Source organism: Croceibacterium atlanticum, from assembly GCF_001008165.2.
Taxonomy (GTDB): domain Bacteria; phylum Pseudomonadota; class Alphaproteobacteria; order Sphingomonadales; family Sphingomonadaceae; genus Croceibacterium_C; species Croceibacterium_C atlanticum.
Genome location: NZ_CP011452.2, coordinates 2,061,480 through 2,080,811 on the forward strand (window position 1 = coordinate 2,061,480; position 19,332 = coordinate 2,080,811).

General features: G+C 62.1%; 14 protein-coding genes and 2 pseudogenes. 4 read left to right on the forward strand and 12 right to left on the reverse strand.

Translation table 11 applies throughout. The features are described 5' to 3' along the window. Positions 1-80: 80 nt before the first annotated feature. The 3 genes from WYH_RS09755 to WYH_RS09765 form a co-directional block, all read right to left on the reverse strand. A complete protein-coding gene (locus WYH_RS09755) occupies positions 81-497 on the reverse strand; it encodes a ribbon-helix-helix protein, CopG family (RefSeq protein ID WP_046903679.1) in 417 nt (138 codons plus the stop codon). Then, positions 494-2,500, reverse strand: a complete 2,007-nt coding sequence (locus WYH_RS09760; protein ID WP_046903680.1) for a conjugal transfer protein TraG — start codon at positions 2,498-2,500, stop codon at positions 494-496. Before WYH_RS09760 ends, WYH_RS09755 begins: the two co-directional genes overlap by 4 nt. Before the next feature lie 272 nt (positions 2,501-2,772). Beyond that, positions 2,773-7,920, reverse strand: coding sequence for a hypothetical protein (locus tag WYH_RS09765; RefSeq protein WP_046903681.1), 5,148 nt, complete (start codon positions 7,918-7,920; stop codon positions 2,773-2,775). 125 nt (positions 7,921-8,045) lie between these two features. On the opposite strand from WYH_RS09765, the gene WYH_RS09770 reads away from it, so the two are divergent. The 4 genes from WYH_RS09770 to WYH_RS09785 all read left to right on the forward strand — a co-directional run bounded on the left by WYH_RS09770 (position 8,046) and on the right by WYH_RS09785 (position 11,365). After that, positions 8,046-9,134 (forward strand): hypothetical protein, encoded by a 1,089-nt coding sequence (locus WYH_RS09770; RefSeq protein WP_053833522.1) that lies wholly within the window; start codon positions 8,046-8,048, stop codon positions 9,132-9,134. 77 nt (positions 9,135-9,211) lie between these two features. Next, the gene (locus WYH_RS09775; protein WP_046903683.1) at positions 9,212-9,598 is read left to right on the forward strand and encodes a hypothetical protein; all 387 of its coding nucleotides are present in this window, start codon (positions 9,212-9,214) and stop codon (positions 9,596-9,598) included. 19 nt (positions 9,599-9,617) lie between these two features. Then, entirely contained in the window at positions 9,618-10,556 is a 939-nt protein-coding gene (locus tag WYH_RS09780) for an MvdC/MvdD family ATP grasp protein (RefSeq protein WP_046903684.1), read from the forward strand. Continuing rightward, positions 10,553-11,365, forward strand: coding sequence for a hypothetical protein (locus tag WYH_RS09785; RefSeq protein ID WP_046903685.1), 813 nt, complete (start codon positions 10,553-10,555; stop codon positions 11,363-11,365). Before WYH_RS09780 ends, WYH_RS09785 begins: the two co-directional genes overlap by 4 nt. 187 nt (positions 11,366-11,552) lie before the next feature. Here the strand turns inward: WYH_RS09785 and WYH_RS09790 are convergent, their stop codons facing one another. The 9 genes and pseudogenes from WYH_RS09790 to WYH_RS09820 all read right to left on the reverse strand — a co-directional run bounded on the left by WYH_RS09790 (position 11,553) and on the right by WYH_RS09820 (position 19,320). Then, positions 11,553-13,283 carry a relaxase/mobilization nuclease domain-containing protein gene (locus WYH_RS09790; protein ID WP_046905033.1) on the reverse strand — a complete coding sequence of 577 codons (1,731 nt, stop codon included), beginning with the start codon at positions 13,281-13,283 and terminating at the stop codon, positions 11,553-11,555. 541 nt (positions 13,284-13,824) lie between these two features. Then, positions 13,825-14,913, reverse strand: coding sequence for an IS110 family RNA-guided transposase (locus WYH_RS09795; RefSeq protein WP_046903686.1), 1,089 nt, complete (start codon positions 14,911-14,913; stop codon positions 13,825-13,827). Positions 14,914-15,148: 235 nt separating this feature from the next. Beyond that, positions 15,149-15,796: a lytic transglycosylase domain-containing protein gene (locus WYH_RS09800; protein WP_156320188.1), complete on the reverse strand. Its 648-nt coding sequence runs from the start codon at positions 15,794-15,796 to the stop codon at positions 15,149-15,151. Positions 15,797-15,837: 41 nt separating this feature from the next. After that, positions 15,838-16,065, reverse strand: a pseudogene (locus WYH_RS16555) (S26 family signal peptidase); the annotation flags it as partial. A 288-nt stretch (positions 16,066-16,353) separates the two neighbouring features. Further along, positions 16,354-17,046, reverse strand: coding sequence for a lytic transglycosylase domain-containing protein (locus tag WYH_RS09805; RefSeq protein ID WP_046903688.1), 693 nt, complete (start codon positions 17,044-17,046; stop codon positions 16,354-16,356). After that, positions 17,043-17,270 (reverse strand): annotated as a pseudogene (locus tag WYH_RS16560) (S26 family signal peptidase); the annotation flags it as partial. The gene WYH_RS09805 and the pseudogene WYH_RS16560, both read right to left, overlap by 4 nt. 288 nt (positions 17,271-17,558) lie before the next feature. Next, positions 17,559-18,251: a lytic transglycosylase domain-containing protein gene (locus WYH_RS09810; RefSeq protein WP_046903688.1), complete on the reverse strand. Its 693-nt coding sequence runs from the start codon at positions 18,249-18,251 to the stop codon at positions 17,559-17,561. Next, positions 18,248-18,805, reverse strand: coding sequence for a S26 family signal peptidase (locus WYH_RS09815; RefSeq protein ID WP_046903689.1), 558 nt, complete (start codon positions 18,803-18,805; stop codon positions 18,248-18,250). The genes WYH_RS09810 and WYH_RS09815 overlap by 4 nt, the downstream gene beginning before the upstream one ends. Beyond that, entirely contained in the window at positions 18,802-19,320 is a 519-nt protein-coding gene (locus tag WYH_RS09820; RefSeq protein ID WP_046903690.1) for a DUF2840 domain-containing protein, read from the reverse strand. The genes WYH_RS09815 and WYH_RS09820 overlap by 4 nt, the downstream gene beginning before the upstream one ends. Positions 19,321-19,332: the final 12 nt, after the last annotated feature.

Consider the following 19,332-nt stretch of genomic DNA (forward strand, 5'->3'; position numbering starts at 1 on the left):
TTCGCCGCTTGGGATGTCCGCTATCTCAATAGGCCCTCCTGAAACCTGCCGTTCCGGATCGTCCGACCTAGCGTTCATTTCTACTCGGATGGATTTCGATCCTCGACAACCTCTTGAGCAACCCTCCGTCCGCTGGCGAGCCTTCGTCCCAACGCATCAATGAAGGCATCGTAGCGATCTCCACCCAAGCTGCGTAGCACGGTCCGGTCGCTTTCCGGCGGTGGCGGAGTGGATGTCAGCCAAAAGCGAACGAATAGCGCGATCATCTCGACACTGATGCCAAGATCACGTTCAAGCCGCGCCACCTTACGGTCAAGTCGGTCTATACGTTTTGTCATCGCCGCCTCGCGGCGCTCGTCGCCATCGGGTGACAGGAAAGAGGCTATAGCTGCCTCGGCAATCAGCGAACGCGATTGCCCGCGCCGGTCGGCATAGGCAGCCAGCGCCCTCATAAGTTCCTGGTCGAGATAGACCGAAAGTCGCGCCTTGGTCGTCACAATTCAATACCGTCATCGGGATCGAGTGATGCCTGACGCGCTACGGTCCGCATCTGACGGCGCACCGTGGCTTGCCGCGCGGCATCGCTATCCGGTTCGGGATCGTCCGGTTCGAACTCGTTGGCTGGCGCGGATTTGGGAGCCGGTGAGATATCGACATGACGTTCCATATCGGGCTGTCGGCGCAACCCGGCATTTTCGGTCTCGTCATCCTCGCACGATAATTCGGCCAATTTGTCTACCGGTGCCGGTTCAGACACCGGTGACACAATGATTGGAGGCAGGCCGCTCCAATCATCGGGACGCGTCTTGCGTGCTCTGCCTTCAATATTCGGCGGAGAAACAACTCGTTCGGTGAACCGCCGGTCCTTATAGTAGCGGACCTTCTGCGCCCTAATTGGCGGGATACCGGCGACCATGACGATCTCATCGTCGGGTGGAAGCTGCATGACCTCACCCGGCGTAAGGAGCTGGCGGGCAGTTTCCGAGCGCGACACCATCAGGTGCCCAAGCCAGGGCGACAGGCGATGGCCGGCATAGTTCTTCATCGCCCGCATTTCGGTAGCCGTGCCCAGTGCATCCGAAATGCGCTTGGCGGTACGTTCATCATTGGTGGCGAACGACACCCGCACATGACAGTTGTCGAGGATCGCGTTGTTCGGTCCATATGCCTTCTCGATCTGGTTGAGGCTTTGGGCGATCAGAAAGCTCTGGATGCCATAGCCTGCCATGAAGGCCAGCGCGCTCTCGAAGAAATCTAGCCGCCCGAGTGCCGGAAACTCGTCGAGCATTAGGAGCAAGCGGTGGCGCGACTGTCGGGCCTGCAAATCCTCGGTCAATCGCCGTCCTATCTGGTTGAGGATCAGGCGGATGAGCGGCTTGGTGCGCGAGATGTCGCTGGGCGGCACGACCAGATACAGTGTCGTTGGTCGCTCACTCTCGACCAGATCCGCGATGCGCCATTCGCAGCTGCGTGTCACCTGTGCGACCACGGGATCGCGATAGAGACCCAGGAAAGACATGGCCGTGCTGAGCACACCCGATCGTTCGTTCGCCGATTTGTTCAACAGCTCGCGCGCGGCGCTGGCGACGACGGGATGGACACCTGCCTTACCCAGATGCAGCGTAGTCATCATCGCGCGTAACGTCGATTCGATGGGCTGCCGCGGGTCCGACAGGAAGGCGGCAACGCCGGCCAGCGTCTTGTCTTCGCCAGCATAGAGAACATGTAGAATTGCGCCGACCAGCAGTGCATGGCTGGTCTTCTCCCAATGGTTGCGCTTTTCAAGGCTGCCTTCCGGATCGACCAGGACGTCAGCGACATTCTGCACGTCGCGCACTTCCCAGGCGCCTTTGCGAATTTCGAGCAGCGGATTGTATGCTGCCGATGCAGCATTGGTCGGATCGAACAGCAATACGCGGCCGTGACGCGCGCGAAAGCCCGCCGTGAGCTGCCAGTTCTCTCCCTTGATATCGTGAACGATCGCGGAGCCAGGCCATGTAAGCAGCGACGGCACAACCAGACCGACGCCCTTGCCGCTGCGGGTCGGAGCGAAGCACAGCACATGCTCGGGTCCGTGATGGCGCAGATAGTCCGATCCGAGACGGCCGAGAACGACACCCTCGTCACGCAACAGCCCGGCGGTCCGAGCTTCTCCCATGGTCGCCCAGCGTGCGGACCCATAGGTCTCAGCGTTTCGCGCTTCCCGCGCACGCCAAGCGGACATCGCAATGGCGACGACGATTGCAGCGAAACCGCCCGACACGGCGATATAGGCGCCCGTCCTGAATATCTCCGGGGCGTAGGCGTCGAATGCAAACCACCACCAGAAGAAGGCTGGCGGCGGATAGACGGGCCAGTCACCCAAAAAGAACCAAGGCGGTCCCAGTTCCGGCTGATAGGCCAGCGCTGCTGCCGTCCATTGGGTCGCGCTCCAGATCGAAACGAGCACGATCTGGAACACGGCGATGATCTGGCCCCATAGAATTCTGGTCGCGGACATGAGACCTCCTTCTCATAAGGAGGAGGTCAGCAAGCTACGGATGCAAGCAGCGATCGTGTCCAGCGCAGCCTGGCGAAGAAAGACAGGGAATGGAGTATTCGCTTATTTCGCGTGGTCGCAGAATGTCGGCTTCGCGCCCTAATTGCTGACATGAGAAGCACTTCCCAAAGTCCCCAGAACCTGCCGGGACTTCGTGCGGTCCACAAATTACACGTCAGTTAACTAGTGAGTTGTCGAGACAGTCACTGCAGGTTCAACGACCAAAACCAACCTTATTTGCGATCGGTAACCGACCTTTCCGACCGTTCGATGCGCATGTCGAACTCGTGCGCTTCCGGTACGCCGAAATCGACCAGGCGGCCTAACGCTGTATCGATCCGCATCCTATATGGATGGTCGGGGCCGAGTAGCGAAGGTTCCTCGACGCTCGCGCGTTCGAACCATTCGATGATTTTCTGCCCGATTCCCAACTCAAGCCACATCGTCGGATCATTTCCCGATCGCTCGAGCCAGGCCTCGATAGCTGCCAGCAGAAACTCGATGTGGCGAGCGCGAGGCGTCACTAAAATCATGTTCATAGTGCAGAGGGCAATGAAGGACGTCGGGCCGCCAGGCAGCATTGGGCGCAGTGCGTCGAGCAGCGGATCGATACGGTCGAAAACCGCAGGCACCAGATAGCTCTTTGTGCCGGCGAAGGGGCTGTGCGTGTTCATGAGCAGTTTTGCCACAACCCCGCCGGTGTCGTAGTCGACCGACAGGTCGCTCGTGTTTCGCAGCCATTGCCAACCGCGCAGGGCCATTGTCCGCTGGACCATTCTAGAACGCAGCTCGACGGCGCGCTGCGCGGACCGCGTAGGGTCGTTGAAATAGACCACGTCCGCCGTATGGATAAGGGTTTCCGCCACGTTGCCGAACGGTCGATCGGGCAGACTGGTAACCAGCGCCAGCCCGTCCTCGAAATGCTGCTGCGGCATATCCATGAGAGCTATCGCGAACAGGGTGTAGAATTCACCATTCCAGTCGCTATTGCGGCCATCGACCTCCGTCTCGGTCGGCAGGCCATGTCCGTTGAGATTCGCGGACCAGTCGGCATAAGCTTGGACGATTTCTCCCCTCCAATCGATCTCGGCGCCGGCTGCACCAGTCACTAGCTGCAGCCAGCGGGCCGCAGCTTGGCTGTCGGCATGAATCGTTGCGTTCCGCTTCGACGGTGGCACCCAAGGCGCGGGAGCATCGACATCCACGGTATCCTGCGCCCCCGGCACGCGCAGACGGGTGCGGCGGCGCTGCTGCGGTCGATCCTCGGGAAAAGGCGACCATTCGGGTTCGGCACCCCCGTCAAGCCAAGCGATCTCAGCTGCTACCGCGCGCGTATCCGCCGCTGCCTTTTCCTGCGCGTAGCGCTCCTGTTCGCCAGCATCTTCATCATAGGGGTGCCAGCGCCAGCGACAACTCGCGAATGCCGCGCGCATTGCCGCCTTCAGCAGCTGTGGATCGGTCGAGAGAATGGTTTCCAGCGTGGCTGCGAAGGCAAGCGGAGTCGACCGGTCGTCTCTGGCTGACAGCTTGATCAGCGCGTCACGATCGGCCGCCTGACGCTTGCGATGCCACAGATGGACGAGCGCGCAAACAGCCAGCGCTGGCCTGTTGAACCGCAGTGAACTGCCGGCTCCGCCATGCCGATCGGCTTCTTCTGCAAGCGCACGCTCGATCACGGCGCGAACCCAGTCCTCATGCTCCGCGAGCAAAACATCATCTCCGTCGCGCGCCACCAGCATGGCCGTGGCAACCAGCCGTGTGGACCGCATTTTCAGTGTGTCGGGATCGCTGTCGTCGGGAAGATCGCCCTCGGCATAGTCAAGGGCTTCGCGGGCTAACTCGGTCGAGCTCCGCGCCGGATCGTCGATTGCGAGCTGGATCTTCGCCTCGATGTTGCTCGAGCGGATCAATTGGCTCGATTGCTCACTCAGTCTCGCGAGATGCTCGGCTTCGGCTGGCGGCGACCGATAGGCACGACCGCCCTCTACGTCGATCCAGTTGTCCGAGTCGAGAATGTTCAGCGCGTAAGCGCCCATGAAGGCCGGATCTCCGAAATCGGCGTTCGTTTTGAAATCGCCCAGGACATCGACGGCAGCACTCAGCTGGGTGCGAACCCGCCGCGAAGCAGGGTCGTCGCCGAGGTAGCCGATCAGCAGGCGTTCGAGCGGCATGCCCCGCGATGGCCGCGCGGCAAGGTCGGCGAGTTGCACCTTACCGGCAGGCTCACGCTCCATCGCGAGCAGCGCGGAGCCCATCTGATCATGCGTTTGGCGCCCACGTTCGGTGGCGAGAAGCTCAGGACAGGAAACGAACGGAACTAGAGCGTCTCGGCTCTTGGGCCAATGTGAGATCAGCAGATCGACGGCAACAAGCAGATAGGCTGCGCAGCTTCCGTCGGGGCCAAGGACGTCCGCGAGCACCGCGTCGATCGAATCCCCGGCATCCAGCCGAATATGACCCCAAGCTTCGAGCGCCTTTAGCGCCGAGGCGACCGAATATTCGCGGGCCTGATCGCGCGACCAGAAGTATGTCTGGGCCCAGGGAAAGAAGCGCCGCCCGTCTTCAAATTCGAGTGCGTACCCGTTGGCATCCGGATCGGCGCCGCCCGAATGGAAGGCGACTGCCTCTTGTGTCAGCTGCCGGATCAACCCGAGTCCAATCTCCGGCGCAGCTTCAAGCAGGTCGAGAAACGGCGGCTGGGCAGGTGATGGGGGTAAATAGTCGCTCTCGCCAAAGCTGAACGCGCTGCCGCGAGACCTCCCATATTCCGAGCGTTCTTCTTGGCTTTCAATGAGGCTGCCCGTGATGAGGCCGGCAAGTTCAGCGGGGGCGACCTGTGCAAGCACCTTTCCGAACGACCGAATGGAGTTAGCCTTGCGGTGGTCTTTCTCTGCCGTCACGGCGCGGAGATAAGCCTTGGCCTGTTCGGGCGCATGACTGGCGAGAAGAAGAGTCCACATTCGCAGCTCTTCCACCAACCTGCCATACGCCTGATGGTCGAGCCGGCCGCCCGCGTCGCAAGCCGGGATCGTCCGCTCCACCTCGCGGATGTCCAGCTGCAGCAGCCAATCGAACAGCATTTTCGCAGTGGGCCCGGCCAACTTGGGCACATGCATGAGGATCAGGTACTGGATCTGGACCAGGTCCAGGACCGCTCCAATTGCCGGCAGCGGAATCTCTGCCGCATGATCGGTACACCATCGCAGAAGCCATGCCGCCGATCCAGTCGTGTTGGCGCGCAGCGAACGCGGCACCGCGGCCTGCTCGCCACCTGCCGCCAATCCCTTGAAGAGATCGGCCGCCGCCACCGTCTCGAGCGAGTTGATTGCTGCACAGAGCTCTCGTAGCAGAGTTCCTCCGTCAGCAAGCAGCGCGTCGCTGCAGCGCTCAAGGAGACCCGGCCCAAGCTCGGATCGCACGATCGCGACGAGAGCCTGGCGCCGCCACGAGCCGTGCGAGCCTGAGGGCGACAGCAGGTTCAATAGTTCAAGCCAGGCGCTGCAATCGTTTCCGCGCTCAAGCGCCAGCCGCCCCGCAAGTTCGATGCCGCGCGCAACGCGCGGGGACACAGGCACCGACAAATTCAAACCCGCCAGATACGCGGAATCCTCGTGGATGCGGGAGGCAACGGACCAGTCGCGCAGGACATCGTGGTAAAAGGTTAGGTGATCGCGGCGCGGTTCGCGCAGCGTCAGAGACCGCAGGAGGTGCGAGCGGGCGGCGGAGTCGCTTCGCAGTTCCAGTGCATCCTGTCCCGTCAGCGCGCGCTCGGCGAGATCGGAAAGTATCCGCTGCGCCGGACGCACATCGCCGTTTGGTGCGCCATCGGCGGTCCGCCACCAATACTCGGCAAGAACGGCTTCCGTTCGGATGACTGCCGCGTTGGGCACTTTGAGCAAGCGCGAGAGACGATAAAGGTTTCGGGCAATAGGAGCGGCTGGATGATCAGCGGCGAGCAACGCGCGAAGTTCCGGAGCACGCTCGCGCAGAATTTCGACTTCGGATTCGAGGAGTTCCCCGACGATCACCCTATGAGACGCACCAAGTGCGGTAAGCGCATCCTCAGCGAGCCACGACTCGCCGTCCGCCCCGAAATCGGGACGCGCGGTTACAACCACGGAAAAGCCAGGTACCGCGCTGGCTTCCCGGAATAGGTCGTTCACCGTTCGCTGTCGGCCGGGGTCGGTGAACATCTCGAGACTGTCGATGAACAGGATGCCGCCGCCACTGGCGGCCAGATCGCTCAAGAACGCCTTTGCTGTTGAAGACACGCCGAGCAACTGGGCGAAGGCGCTCCAGCCACCTTCCGGAGTGGCGATAGGGTCAAGCACGATGATGTGCGATTCCCTCGATACACGCTCCGCGACATGTCGAAGCACCCAAGATTTGCCGACACCCGCGTCGCCGCGGATCTCCACAAACCGATGTTGATCGAGGCCGGCATCGACTTTGGCAATGGCGTCTAGGCGCGGCAATTGCACCCCTGCGAGATTATCTCCGATATTGGCGAGGGTGAGACGGGCCGTCTCTTCCAGCCTTTCGCGCGATGGCGCGAAATTCCGATCGCCCGCCAACCGAAATCCGCGTTTCGCCAGCTCATCCGACAATGCATTGCGATCAAGCGCTCCGCCGATCTTCCCTGTGGCGATCGATATCTCAATGAGATTGCTCCACAGCGCTTCCGCTCGCGCCGTATCCTGCTCCGACAGGACATTCCGCGCCAGCGTCAGCGCGTGGGTCCGCGCTAGTGGGGAGATCGCTTCGAAGTCGAATTCAAGGATCACGAAGCGGCGAAGAATGCGCCAGATGACCTCATCGTCATCGGCAATTCCGGCGGCGACAAGATTGCTGCGAAAGGTGGCCACGAACTCGCGCATCGCTTTGTTCGCCACGCCCTTCGCAGATAGTCGTGAGAAGAACTCGGCACTTGCGTCCGCGATGTGCGCCCACTGGAGCACGTCCTGGTAGGGCCCCGAGATTGAACGGCTGGTGCGCTGTGTCGCGACGGCCAGCAAATGCTGTTGCTCCGGAACTCCTCCCTCTCCGCTTCGCGCGATTTGGGTGCATACCTCTTGGAAGACGCTATCCTTTGGCGCGAACGTGATTTCGCGCTTCGATTGGATCTCCAAAAGGCAAGGCCCTGCTGAAGCATTGCCATGAAGAATCAAGTCGTCGAGAGCGTATCCCAGATCGACACCTTGGAAGCGGACCCGCTCAAGACGGGTTCCGGGCAACCCGCGCGGCTCCGTCCCAACTAGCATCGCTAGAAGGTAAAATGCGCCGAGTTCGCCTTCGAGATAGACCCCGGCACCGCCGCGAGCAGCAGGACTAGATCCGCGATCGTCGCCGCCTTCCGTCTCGCTCGTCTCTTCATCTGTCATGTTGTGAACGGGTCTTGCTCTTGATGGTATTTTTTGGACTTCTCATGCGATTTCTAAACTTGGCATACTACTCAATGAAACGGCGCAATAGCTTGCAAGACCATCAGGTAGGATCCGAAAGAGTCATGTTGGAAGACGATGCCACTGCGATGATTTGCTTGAGGCCAGACTTCCCTGCCGAGGATGTGCGAACGATCATACATAGACTCGAAGGATCCCAAGCCCTCGTCCCAGGGTTCATTCCAGCCCCTGCGGGGTTTCTGCGTCTGGAAACTATAACATATGCAGCGCTGATCGAAGGTGTCCAAACGGTGGTGATGCCAGACAGGAACATTGTTTCCCGGATGGCGAGGATAGCTCGGACAGGCCTGGCGCGCCCGGCGGAGCCGACGAGCCAGCTGGCAGCGGAGATTATGGCGCTTTGTCAAACCGTCGATTTCGACATCGAGCCTTCCATCGCGTTTCATGAACTAGCACACCGTCAGGGAAATGATGCAGCACTGGAAGAGCTGTCCTGGTTTCGGGTCGCCGATCAAAATCGGCACCAAACATGGCTGGATATCGCATTGGGCCGCGCTTCGAAGCTGCCTGTGCTTTCGCCCGCAGCCAAAGGGTTTGTCGACCTTGCCGCTCCGTTAAATCGCTGGGTCCGCAACTACGCCGTGGCGCTGAAAATCGCGAGCCTGGAGCTCTCGCCCTTGGCGAGAAGGGCGAAGGCGCGCGCACTCTTCGAGTGGATGGTTTCGGATTTCATCGTAGCTGGCCCTGCCGCCATGTTCGCCACAATGTACCTGTCTCCCCGCGCCGCAAGAGCTCGGATGATGAAGCACCTGAGGTCGCCAGACCGGGAGAGAGCGTTGGCTGGTATTCGAAATGCAGCCTGGGATATTACCTATCTCAGCGAGTTCGTGCAGCGGGTGAAGACAGCAAACTACAATAGTCAGCGCTTTATTCTAGCGACTGGTGACCGAACGATGGCCGAGTTGGCGAGTCTGTTGTTCCTTGATATCGAGACCCTTGACGGTTTTCGTCGAATCCTTAGCAGTGCAATTGTGCCCTGGTGGGGTGATGACGCGCCGTATGTAGCCAAATTGATCTGTGATGCGATAGAAGTCGGTGAGGCCAGAGAGCCCCCTACCTCCCCGTCTCGGGACTATGTTGGTGACCTGATTGTTGCTGGCGAAACCGAGATCCGGGAACGCCAGAGGGCCTGAAGTAAGCGGTCGAAAGGCAGGCTGAGGTGCTGCACGCGCGCTGGCCGGAACGATACTGAGACGAGAGGGGAGCAAGTATGAGAACTGCTACAAGCGCCGCTGCCGCGAGGCGTGATGCGGAACCCTTTCTTATGCGGTTCGCTACGCAACGAAGCTACGAAGTTCAGGAGATGGCGGGACGCTATTGCGAGATCAGGCAGCTTTGGGTGATCGACATTGAAGGTCTCTCCCGGCCCATTGTTGAACAAGCGGCAGACCTGCTCGCGCAGACGCACACCAAGACCATGACTCAGGTCGAAGCCGACGATCACGATCAGGAGCGAGGTGCCATGGCGGAGACCTCAACCCTTACGAAAGTGAGACAGGAGGCTGACGACCAAGACGCGTCGCTAGCCTTGCCCGAAATACAGACCAAGACCGATGTCCAGCAGGAAACGGACGATCAGGTAAAGGGCGTGGCGTGATTCCGGCGAAAGCGGACGGTTGATCCTCCTGGCTACTAACCGGCGGGACGTCACGACCGACTTCGTCGTGCTCGAACTCGAACGCCGCGGAATGGAATTCTTCAGGCTGAACACCGAAGATATCCATACCTATCACGCGGTTCTTCCGAACGGTGATCCTGGAAGGCTGCGGCTTGAAGGACAAGACAGGACGTTGGATCTTCGCGACATCACCGGAGCCTATTACCGGCGCCCGATGCCACCGGACTTCGAGGAGCGCGACCCTGCGACCGCCGAATATCTGCAAGCCGAATGGTCCGCCCTCCTGAGATCCATCTGGAATGCCCTCGACGGCCGCTGGCTGAACTGCCCTTTTGCGATCCTGCGCGCCGAAGACAAGCCGCGGCAGCTGACGATCGCACGGCGCTTGGGTTTCAACGTGCCGGAGACCTTGGTCACCAACCATCCCGACCACGCCATCGCCTTTTCCGAGCGCGGCGGCGCCGTCGCAAAGCCGCTGCGTCACGCTCTCATAGACGACGGCGAGCGCGGAAAAGTCATCTTCACTTCGCGTCTCGGATCGTCGCTCAAGGGCGAGACAGCCGGGATCGAACTCGCTCCCGTCATTTTGCAGGAAGAAGTGCGCAAACGATCCGACGTTCGGGTAATCGTCGTCGACGATCAGGTCTTCGCCACCGCTATAGATTCGCAAGATTTCGAGGAGACCGCCGTCGACTGGCGCAGAGGGGTCAGAACCGACCTCGTGCATCGCGCCACCGCACTGCCAGGTGACGTGGAGCGCGCGTGCGTGGCGGTTACCCGCGCGCTCGGCCTCCGCTATTCCGCCATCGATCTCGTCGAGGATAAGGACGGGGAGTATTGGTTCCTCGAGGCGAATCCTAACGGACAATGGGCTTGGATCGAGCAGAGGACCGGTGCGCCAATTAGCGCCGCCATCGCCAAAGGGCTGTCTGCATGAAATGGACGAACTGGGTGGATGCTGTCTTTCCCTATATCGAACCTTTGACGGTCGACGAGGACAAGGCGCAAAAGGCTTCGTTCGACCGGGATATCACTGCGATCAACTCGGCCAAGTTCTCAATAGAACCGGAACGGGCCCTTGATGAAGCGCAGCGAGTGGCAGAAGCAGAAACCGAGAGGGTTCGAACTGCAGAGAGCAAGGCGACAACCTATCTGGCGGTTCTAGCGGCCCTAGTTCCACTCGTAATCACACTCCAGGCCGCCACCTGGGAAGACAAGTCTGGCCCGGCTCCCGAAGGCCTCAAGCTTGGGATGATGTTCCTTGCAACTATGTATGTTGCGGGGGCTGGGTACCACGCCTTCAAAACACTTCAGGTATCGGGATTTCAGCGGGTCGTGGAGGGCGAAATTGCAGCCGCCTGGCGAACGCCGCGACCCTTAACAAACCTGACGCGAAGCACATTGCTGGCGTCGCGTAGGTCGAGGGACGCGGTCAACGCCAAGGTGACGAGGATCAAGGTAACTCATCAACATCTAGTTAGGGCGTTCGGTGCATTCGTCTTGCTGCTGTCGCTCGACCCAATCTGTTACGCGTTTAATTCGGTTGGAGTTGGCGCGCTGACGCGTACGTCAGCGAATCCGGAACGGGCAAGTGAGTTACGGCAAAGCGGGCCGCAAGCCACTGAAGCATCGCGAGCGCCGGAGACAAAACCATCAGACTCAGGCCAAGCAAGCGATCCGGAGATTGAAGGTCAGCGTCTTACCCGACCCGAAACGATAAAAGCCGAGAGTGAGGTTCGCGACTAAGCATTGCAACCGTAGTCTCAGCGTCAGCGTTCAACTGCCACTTACTCTTCGAATCCTCATTCATCGGAGTCCTCATGCCCAAGGCTCAGTCTTGTTGTCGTTCCGCGATCACGGTGAAATCTGAAAGTCCGTTTCTATGAACTATCTCCTCAAAGCAGCCGGTCCGTTTTCGGCCCAGTTCGCGACATTATAGCCCCAACCCCCGTCCGCGCCCTAACGACCAGTCCACGCCGCCGTCGCCACGCATGACGCCGGAGATGTGCTTGCCCATCTGCCGGTCGAGCGAGGGGGACCAGGGCACGAGCTGAAATCCGAGCCCATTGTCGATCATGGCAAAGCGACCCGAGCCAAGGTTCAGACGCTGGCGCACCGTGCCCGTGACGTAATCGCCGGTCTGTGACGGAGTATGCGGCAGGCCGATTTCCGCCGACAGTTTCTCAGCGGTGGCATCCAGTTCCCGCCGCCGGAGCGTATCGAGCAGATTGCGGGCGAAGATGATCCGTCGCCCCTGCCGCCGCGCCAGGCCCTCGTCGGCGAGATGCTCCGCCCGTGCTTCCATCGCGACCCGAACCTCCGCCCCGAAACCGCCCCCGAGATCACGTCCATCGCCCGACAGGTTTCGGCGATCGAGCCAGGTAGCACCGGGCGCGCGGACCTGTGCGTTCAGGTCGAAGTCCGAGCGCACGGCCAGTGCCATCCGCTGTCGGCCTTTGCGATCCTCGAAGTGCCTTAGCTCGACGACTGCGCCGGGCCTGCAATCGCCGGTTGCGGCGATGTCGGGAAGCTGGATATGGTGCGTGCGTCCGTCGATGCCGTCGACGATCGCATAGGCCCTGCCGGTCAGCTCGTCGTGCAACCCACGCTCGACCAGCCTGCCCATTAGAGGCTGCCCAGGTTCGGGTTCAAGCACATAACTGCCGACGCCCCGGTCGATGCCCCGCTCTGTCATGGCGCGGTGCATCCGCTTGATGATGTCACCACGCGCCTGCAATTCGCGCAGCGCGGTTTCGGCATCGCCACGCATGGTCCACTGACCGGGCGCCACCTCGCTGGCGAGGCCGAGCCCTTCGAGCTTGCGCAAGCGGCCGATGCGCAGCGCATGATCCGGACCGGGCCGCGCTCCCCGTTCGGGCGCAGTGTCGATGATGCCGTTGCGGTCGCGCTCTCGTGCCAATCGGTGATCGATATCGGTCCAGCGTTCGGCATCGACTTGCCGCTCCAACGACTGGCGGATTTCGAGATCGGTGCGCAGGCCGAGTTCCTGCGTGACGATCTCGCGCGCCTGTGCCCGCATTCCCTCGCGGATATAGTCACGCGAAATCACGAGATCGCGGCCGTCCTCGCCGACGCCGCGAACGATGACATGGACATGGGGGTTGTCGGTGTTCCAGTGCTCGACCCCGCGCCAGTCGAGACGGGTGCCGAGATCCCGTTCCATCTGCGTCATCAGTTCCCGCGTGAAAGTCTTGAGGTCGCGCATTTGCCCGGCGTCTTTGGGCGAGACGATAAAGCGGAAATGGTGCCGGTCATCCTCGCAGCGCGCGGCAAACTCGCTACGGTCGAATTCGTCACCCTCGGTCCCGAATAGCATGCCACGCTCGCCATCACGGGTGACGCCGTCGCGTTGCAGGTAATCGAGATGTGCACCAAGCGACGAGCGGCCTCCATGCCGGACCACGCGCGCCTTGATTACGACGTTGCGAGCCCGGCCACCGAGGCGATGGGCGGCGCGAATGCTCGCCGCACGCCCGCGTCCGAAGGTCGAAAACCCCACACCTGAAGATCGCGCGCGTCCCGCGCCAAGGCCTCCAGCTCGCTGGGCGGCGGCAAGAGCCTGCGCGATGGCGGGCCGTGCGCGTTGCCCGCGCCGCGTGCGGATGCGGCCTGGCCGGACACGGAAATCGCTGTCGTCGGTCATGTTCGGGCCTGCGATGTGCGGCAAGCCCGCACAAACGGCGGAAAGCGGCACATGCTACACATCGCGCCATCGGGCGCGCACCTCGCGGCGGAACGCCGCAAAGCCTTGTAAAACAAGGCCACGACCGGCTGCAGATGGCTCGGCACATCGCGGCTTTTATCTTGCCGTCTTATTTGGCTTCGTTTTTGAGCAAGTATTCGCCATCGTCGTTTCCTCTCTTTAGCACTAAAGGACCAACTATTCGACGCGCTTGTGCGCAGGTCTGCGAAGTCGTTGGACAGGTCTGATACGCCGTGCAGTCTTCCGTGCTCATCGAGGCCGGTATCGCTCTGCATCGAGGCGATACTTTGGCCTGCGCGGCACATGTCGCTATCGGAATTACGGGGCATCGTCACAGGCAATCGAGCGCGGTCCGCTGTGCGCGGCCGCAGGCAAGATATCGTGCTTCCCGTTTTCCTGGTCTGTATCATTCCTTTGCCGCCTCAGCGGACCTCCTTCATGTCGTCGAGCCGTCAGCCGGCTGCACCTGGTGTGTTCATGTTCATGACCGCGCGTAGCTCAGACGCCGCAGCTTCGAAGCGTTCACGCTGTCGATCTCGTGCGCATCCCGGTCGGGATCGCCGACATAGAACGTGCCGTCGCGCCACATTGCGTGCATCACGATGGCAAGCTTGCGGGCGACCGCGACACGCGCCTTGGCGTGGCACTTGGTCTTGGCGAGCTTCAGCCCCCAGCTCTTGATCGTATCGCGGCCCTTGAACCGGGTGAGCATCGCGGATGCAGCTTCATAGAGCGCGCAGCGCACATCGGGATCACCCGCCTTGCTGATCCGCCCCTTTACGTCGATCGAGCTACCCGACTGCCAGCGGCGCGAGGTGAGCCCAAAATAGGCAGCGACATTGCGCGACCGGCGGAACCGGGCGGGATCGTCGATCGCACTCTTGAAGCTCAGGGAGGTCACCGGGCCGACGCCGGGGATCGCCATGAACCTGCGGCACAGCTCGTCGCGCATCGCCAGCTGGGTGACCAGCTTGTGCAGGATGAGATACTCCTCCCACAGCGCTGCGCGGGCTCTGAGCATGCAGTCCATCAGCCCGGCGGTCATCGCATCGCCTGCAACCGCCTCGCGCACGGCCTTCTCCATCGATCCGCGGCCGACCTTGCCGAGACGGATCCCGAACACCTTCAATGAGTGGCGGATGGCGTTCTCGATATCGAGGAACTTGCGCTTCAGGTTGCGCCGCTGCACCAGCAGCAGGCGGATCCGGTAGCAGTCTTCCGTTTTAATATGCGCCTCGCGGAACCAGCCCGTGCGCATGATATGCGCGATGCCGAGTGCATCGGCGGCATCGGTCTTGTTGCGCTGGGCCGACAGCGCTGCGCGCACGTGGCGGGTCTCCAGACACACGGCCGGGAGCCCCAGCGCCAGCATCCCGGCATGCAGCCAGGGCGAGATCGATCCTGCTTCGTGACCGACCCGGCGCAGGCGTCCGGCATAGCGCTCCAGCGCATCGGCGATCTGCTGCGGATCGGTCGGGACTTCGGTCTCCAGCACCACCTTGCCGTCATCGCCAACCACACAGATCGCGGTCTCCTCGATCGACACATCGAGCCCTGCAAAGTACTCCATCACCCGACTCCTTCGCTTCCGTTTAACCGGAGCGGAGGAAGCGCCGAGCGCCGCAGAGGTGCAAGCAAGATCAGCAACGGACGCAGGCGGCGCACCCTTCGTGCGCGCCGCCAAGTCCTCGCCAAATACAGCGGCAATCGATTTTTCTTCGTCAATTCAATAGACTTGTCACTGCTCTGCCGCCCTCCAGCGGGGCGGAGAGCACGCCATTGGGCGCTGTAGGTGGCAACAGCCGTCATTGCCCTGAAAGCGATACGAAAAGACCGTTTGCCGGCGGCTCGACAGCACCGGGTGGCGCGGTCGGCGAAGAATCCGAAGCTTCGTCAGTCACCGCATCCTCAGTGGCCGGGATGCCATCTGCCCGCGCTGGAAACAGGCGCGCGCGGCGCCAGGCGAGTGGATCGGGCGGTGGCGCCGCAGCAAGCGTCGCGTAGCCGGAATTACCCGTGACCGCTGTCAGCTTCGTGAGATAGGCGCGCGTCTCGCGTGGCAGCGGACGACCGCGTGAAAGATACTGTTCATAGCGGCCGGGCCCCGCATTGTAGGCGGCCAGCATGGCAGCGGCGTTGCCGTAGCGGTCGTGCATCTCGCGCAGATAGGCTGCGCCCGCCATGATGTTGTCGCGCGGATCGAACGGGTCCGATCCGAGACGATAACGCGCGCGCAGGTTGGCCCAGGTTGCGGGCATGATCTGCATCAGGCCCATCGCTCCGGCGGACGAAACAGCGCGCCTCTCACCGTTGCTTTCGATGCGCATGACTGCCCATATCCAGTCCTGGGGAATGCCGAACCGCCGCGCTGCATCGGCCACATGCACTGCGTAGGGATGGACTCCGGGAGTGCCGTGTGCAGGTTCTGCCGTAGCCGAAGGCAAGCCGACCATCTGCAAAGCGATTGCCAAAGTGGTGGCAAATGGCCTGCGTTTCATGGCGCGATTCCCCGCCAGACGAGCGGACCATCCGCCGTATCGCGCGTAAGCATCGGCGTCGCGCGGCCCAGCAGTGTCGTGGCCGAAAGCGGTCCGAAATAGCGGCCGTCCAGGCTGTCAGGCACGGACGGGTTCATAAACAGAAATTCGCCCGACCGGAGTTTGTGGCACCCCTGCCAGACGGGCAGCGGGCGACCTCGGCTGTCGCGATCCAGCGCAACGGCAACGGGCTGGCGGTCTCCTCGATCGACACATCGAGCCCTGCAAAGTACTCCATCACCCGACTCCTTCGCTTCCGTTTAACCGGAGCGGAGGAAGCGCCGAGCGCCGCAGAGGTGCAAGCAAGATCAGCAACGGACGCAGGCGGCGCACCCTTCGTGCGCGCCGCCAAGTCCTCGCCAAATACAGCGGCAATCGATTTTTCTTCGTCAATTCAATAGACTTGTCACTGCTCTGCCGCCCTCCAGCGGGTCGGAGAGCACGCCATTGGGCGCTGTAGGTGGCAACAGCCGTCATTGCCCTGAAAGCGATACGAAAAGACCGTTTGCCGGCGGCTCGACAGCACCGGGTGGCGCGGTCGGCGAAGAATCCGAAGCTTCGTCAGTCACCGCATCCTCAGTGGCCGGGATGCCATCTGCCCGCGCTGGAAACAGGCGCGCGCGGCGCCAGGCGAGTGGATCGGGCGGTGGCGCCGCAGCAAGCGTCGCGTAGCCGGAATTACCCGTGACCGCTGTCAGCTTCGTGAGATAGGCGCGCGTCTCGCGTGGCAGCGGACGACCGCGTGAAAGATACTGTTCATAGCGGCCGGGCCCCGCATTGTAGGCGGCCAGCATGGCAGCGGCGTTGCCGTAGCGGTCGTGCATCTCGCGCAGATAGGCTGCGCCCGCCATGATGTTGTCGCGCGGATCGAACGGGTCCGATCCGAGACGATAACGCGCGCGCAGGTTGGCCCAGGTTGCGGGCATGATCTGCATCAGGCCCATCGCTCCGGCGGACGAAACAGCGCGCCTCTCACCGTTGCTTTCGATGCGCATGACTGCCCATATCCAGTCCTGGGGAATGCCGAACCGCCGCGCTGCATCGGCCACATGCGCTGCATAAGGATGGGCCGTGGCAATGCCGGGCGCAGGTTCCGCAGCGACCGGCGACGAACCGGCCATCTGCACGGCCAATACCAGGGCGATTGCAAGACACCGGCAGTTCATGGCACGATTCCCCGCCAGACGAGCGGACCATCCGCCGTATCGCGCGTAAGCATCGGCGTCGCGCGGCCCAGCATTGTTGCTGCCTCAAGCGGGCCGAAATAGCGGCCGTCCAAGCTATCGGGCACGGACGGGTTCATAAACAGAAATTCGCCCGACCGGAGTTTGTGGCACCCCTGCCAGACGGGCAGCGGGCGACCTCGGCTGTCGCGATCCAGCGCAACGGCAACGGGCTGGCGGTCTCCTCGATCGACACATCGAGCCCTGCAAAGTACTCCATCACCCGACTCCTTCGCTTCCGTTTAACCGGAGCGGAGGAAGCGCCGAGCGCCGCAGAGGTGCAAGCAAGATCAGCAACGGACGCAGGCGGCGCACCCTTCGTGCGCGCCGCCAAGTCCTCGCCAAATACAGCGGCAATCGATTTTTCTTCGTCAATTCAATAGACTTGTCACTGCTCTGCCGCCCTCCAGCGGGTCGGAGAGCACGCCATTGGGCGCTGTAGGTGGCAACAGCCGTCATTGCCCTGAAAGCGATACGAAAAGACCGTTTGCCGGCGGCTCGACAGCACCGGGTGGCGCGGTCGGCGAAGAATCCGAAGCTTCGTCAGTCACCGCATCCTCAGTGGCCGGGATGCCATCTGCCCGCGCTGGAAACAGGCGCGCGCGGCGCCAGGCGAGTGGATCGGGCGGTGGCGCCGCAGCAAGCGTCGCGTAGCCGGAATTACCCGTGACCGCTGTCAGCTTCGTGAGATAGGCGCGCGTCTCGCGTGGCAGCGGACGACCGCGTGAAAGATACTGTTCATAGCGGCCGGGCCCCGCATTGTAGGCGGCCAGCATGGCAGCGGCGTTGCCGTAGCGGTCGTGCATCTCGCGCAGATAGGCTGCGCCCGCCATGATGTTGTCGCGCGGATCGAACGGGTCCGATCCGAGACGATAACGCGCGCGCAGGTTGGCCCAGGTTGCGGGCATGATCTGCATCAGGCCCATCGCTCCGGCGGACGAAACAGCGCGCCTCTCACCGTTGCTTTCGATGCGCATGACTGCCCATATCCAGTCCTGGGGAATGCCGAACCGCCGCGCTGCATCGGCCACATGCGCTGCATAAGGATGGGCCGTGGCAATGCCGGGCGCAGGTTCCGCAGCGACCGGCGACGAACCGGCCATCTGCACGGCCAATACCAGGGCGATTGCAAGACACCGGCAGTTCATGGCACGATTCCCCGCCAGACGAGCGGACCATCCGCCGTATCGCGCGTAAGCATCGGCGTCGCGCGGCCCAGCATTGTTGCTGCCTCAAGCGGGCCGAAATAGCGGCCGTCCAGGCTATCGGGCACGGACGGGTTCATAAACAGAAATTCGCCCGACCGGAGTTTGTGGCACCCCTGCCAGACGGGCAGCGGGCGACCTCGGCTGTCGCGATCCAGCGCAACGGCAACGGGCTGGCGATCGACACTGACCATGTTGCCGATGCGGCAAATGCGCTGTCCGGCTATTGCCGCGACATGCTTGAGGAGGGGCACACCTTCCGGGAGATAGCCGCGCTCTGCCATCCAGTGTGCCCATGGTCGCGGCGGCGTGACGGCTACCAGCGCTCCCGTCTGTGGATCGGGGTCGGCATGTATCCGGTAGAGACCGATCGGTGCGCTCGCGCTGGCATTCCAGATCACGCGCGGACGCGGATCGGCAAGCGCCACCGCGACGAACAGAACGATGAACACCTGCGCGATAACGAGCGTGGCGATGACATAGCCGAAGCGGGTCAATCCTCGATCTCCCGGCGCTTGAGCCAGGCAAGGTGGCGTTCCATCGTATAGGGCCGCGGGCTCTGCCCGGCCGCGATACGGTTGTGAACATGGCGCCAATGATCGGGCGCGGCATCGCAGGGATCGACACCGGCCGCCTCCACGCTGTCGATCGCGGACAACACCTCGTTGACCTTCGGCCAGCCTTCGATGTGCAGCAGGATTTCACCGCCGGGCCGCACGAAGGGCAGTGTCGTGTAGGCTTCGTCGGGCGCGACCGCGCGCAGCACATCAATGCGTGAACTGATCGTTCCATAGTCGTTCGCCATCCAGCGCACGAAGGCGAAGATCGCGCCGGGTCGGAAGCCGACGATGCGGGTTCTGCGCGTGACGATGCGGTCCTGCGCGATCCGGCCGAAGCGTATCCAGTGCTCGAACTTCTTCTCGATCCAGGTCAGCTCGACTTCGGTCAGCTGCTTGCGTGCCGAGCCCAATGCGCAGCCTCGGCGCACACCGCTGGGTGCGTCGTTATTCATTGCCGATCTCCT

Excerpts from the sequence above, each read along its gene's own strand:
- WYH_RS09760 (WP_046903680.1), bottom strand. The coding sequence starts at position 2,500 with ATGTCCGCGACCAGAATTCTATGGGGCCAGATCATCGCCGTGTTCCAG.
- WYH_RS09765 (WP_046903681.1), bottom strand. The coding sequence starts at position 7,920 with ATGACAGATGAAGAGACGAGCGAGACGGAAGGCGGCGACGATCGCGGA.
- WYH_RS09770 (WP_053833522.1), top strand. The coding sequence starts at position 8,046 with ATGTTGGAAGACGATGCCACTGCGATGATTTGCTTGAGGCCAGACTTC.
- WYH_RS09775 (WP_046903683.1), top strand. The coding sequence starts at position 9,212 with ATGAGAACTGCTACAAGCGCCGCTGCCGCGAGGCGTGATGCGGAACCC.
- WYH_RS09785 (WP_046903685.1), top strand. The coding sequence starts at position 10,553 with ATGAAATGGACGAACTGGGTGGATGCTGTCTTTCCCTATATCGAACCT.
- WYH_RS09790 (WP_046905033.1), bottom strand. The coding sequence starts at position 13,283 with ATGACCGACGACAGCGATTTCCGTGTCCGGCCAGGCCGCATCCGCACG.
- WYH_RS09795 (WP_046903686.1), bottom strand. The coding sequence starts at position 14,913 with ATGGAGTACTTTGCAGGGCTCGATGTGTCGATCGAGGAGACCGCGATC.
- WYH_RS09800 (WP_156320188.1), bottom strand. The coding sequence starts at position 15,796 with ATGGTCGGCTTGCCTTCGGCTACGGCAGAACCTGCACACGGCACTCCC.
- WYH_RS09805 (WP_046903688.1), bottom strand. The coding sequence starts at position 17,046 with ATGAACTGCCGGTGTCTTGCAATCGCCCTGGTATTGGCCGTGCAGATG.
- WYH_RS09810 (WP_046903688.1), bottom strand. The coding sequence starts at position 18,251 with ATGAACTGCCGGTGTCTTGCAATCGCCCTGGTATTGGCCGTGCAGATG.
- WYH_RS09820 (WP_046903690.1), bottom strand. The coding sequence starts at position 19,320 with ATGAATAACGACGCACCCAGCGGTGTGCGCCGAGGCTGCGCATTGGGC.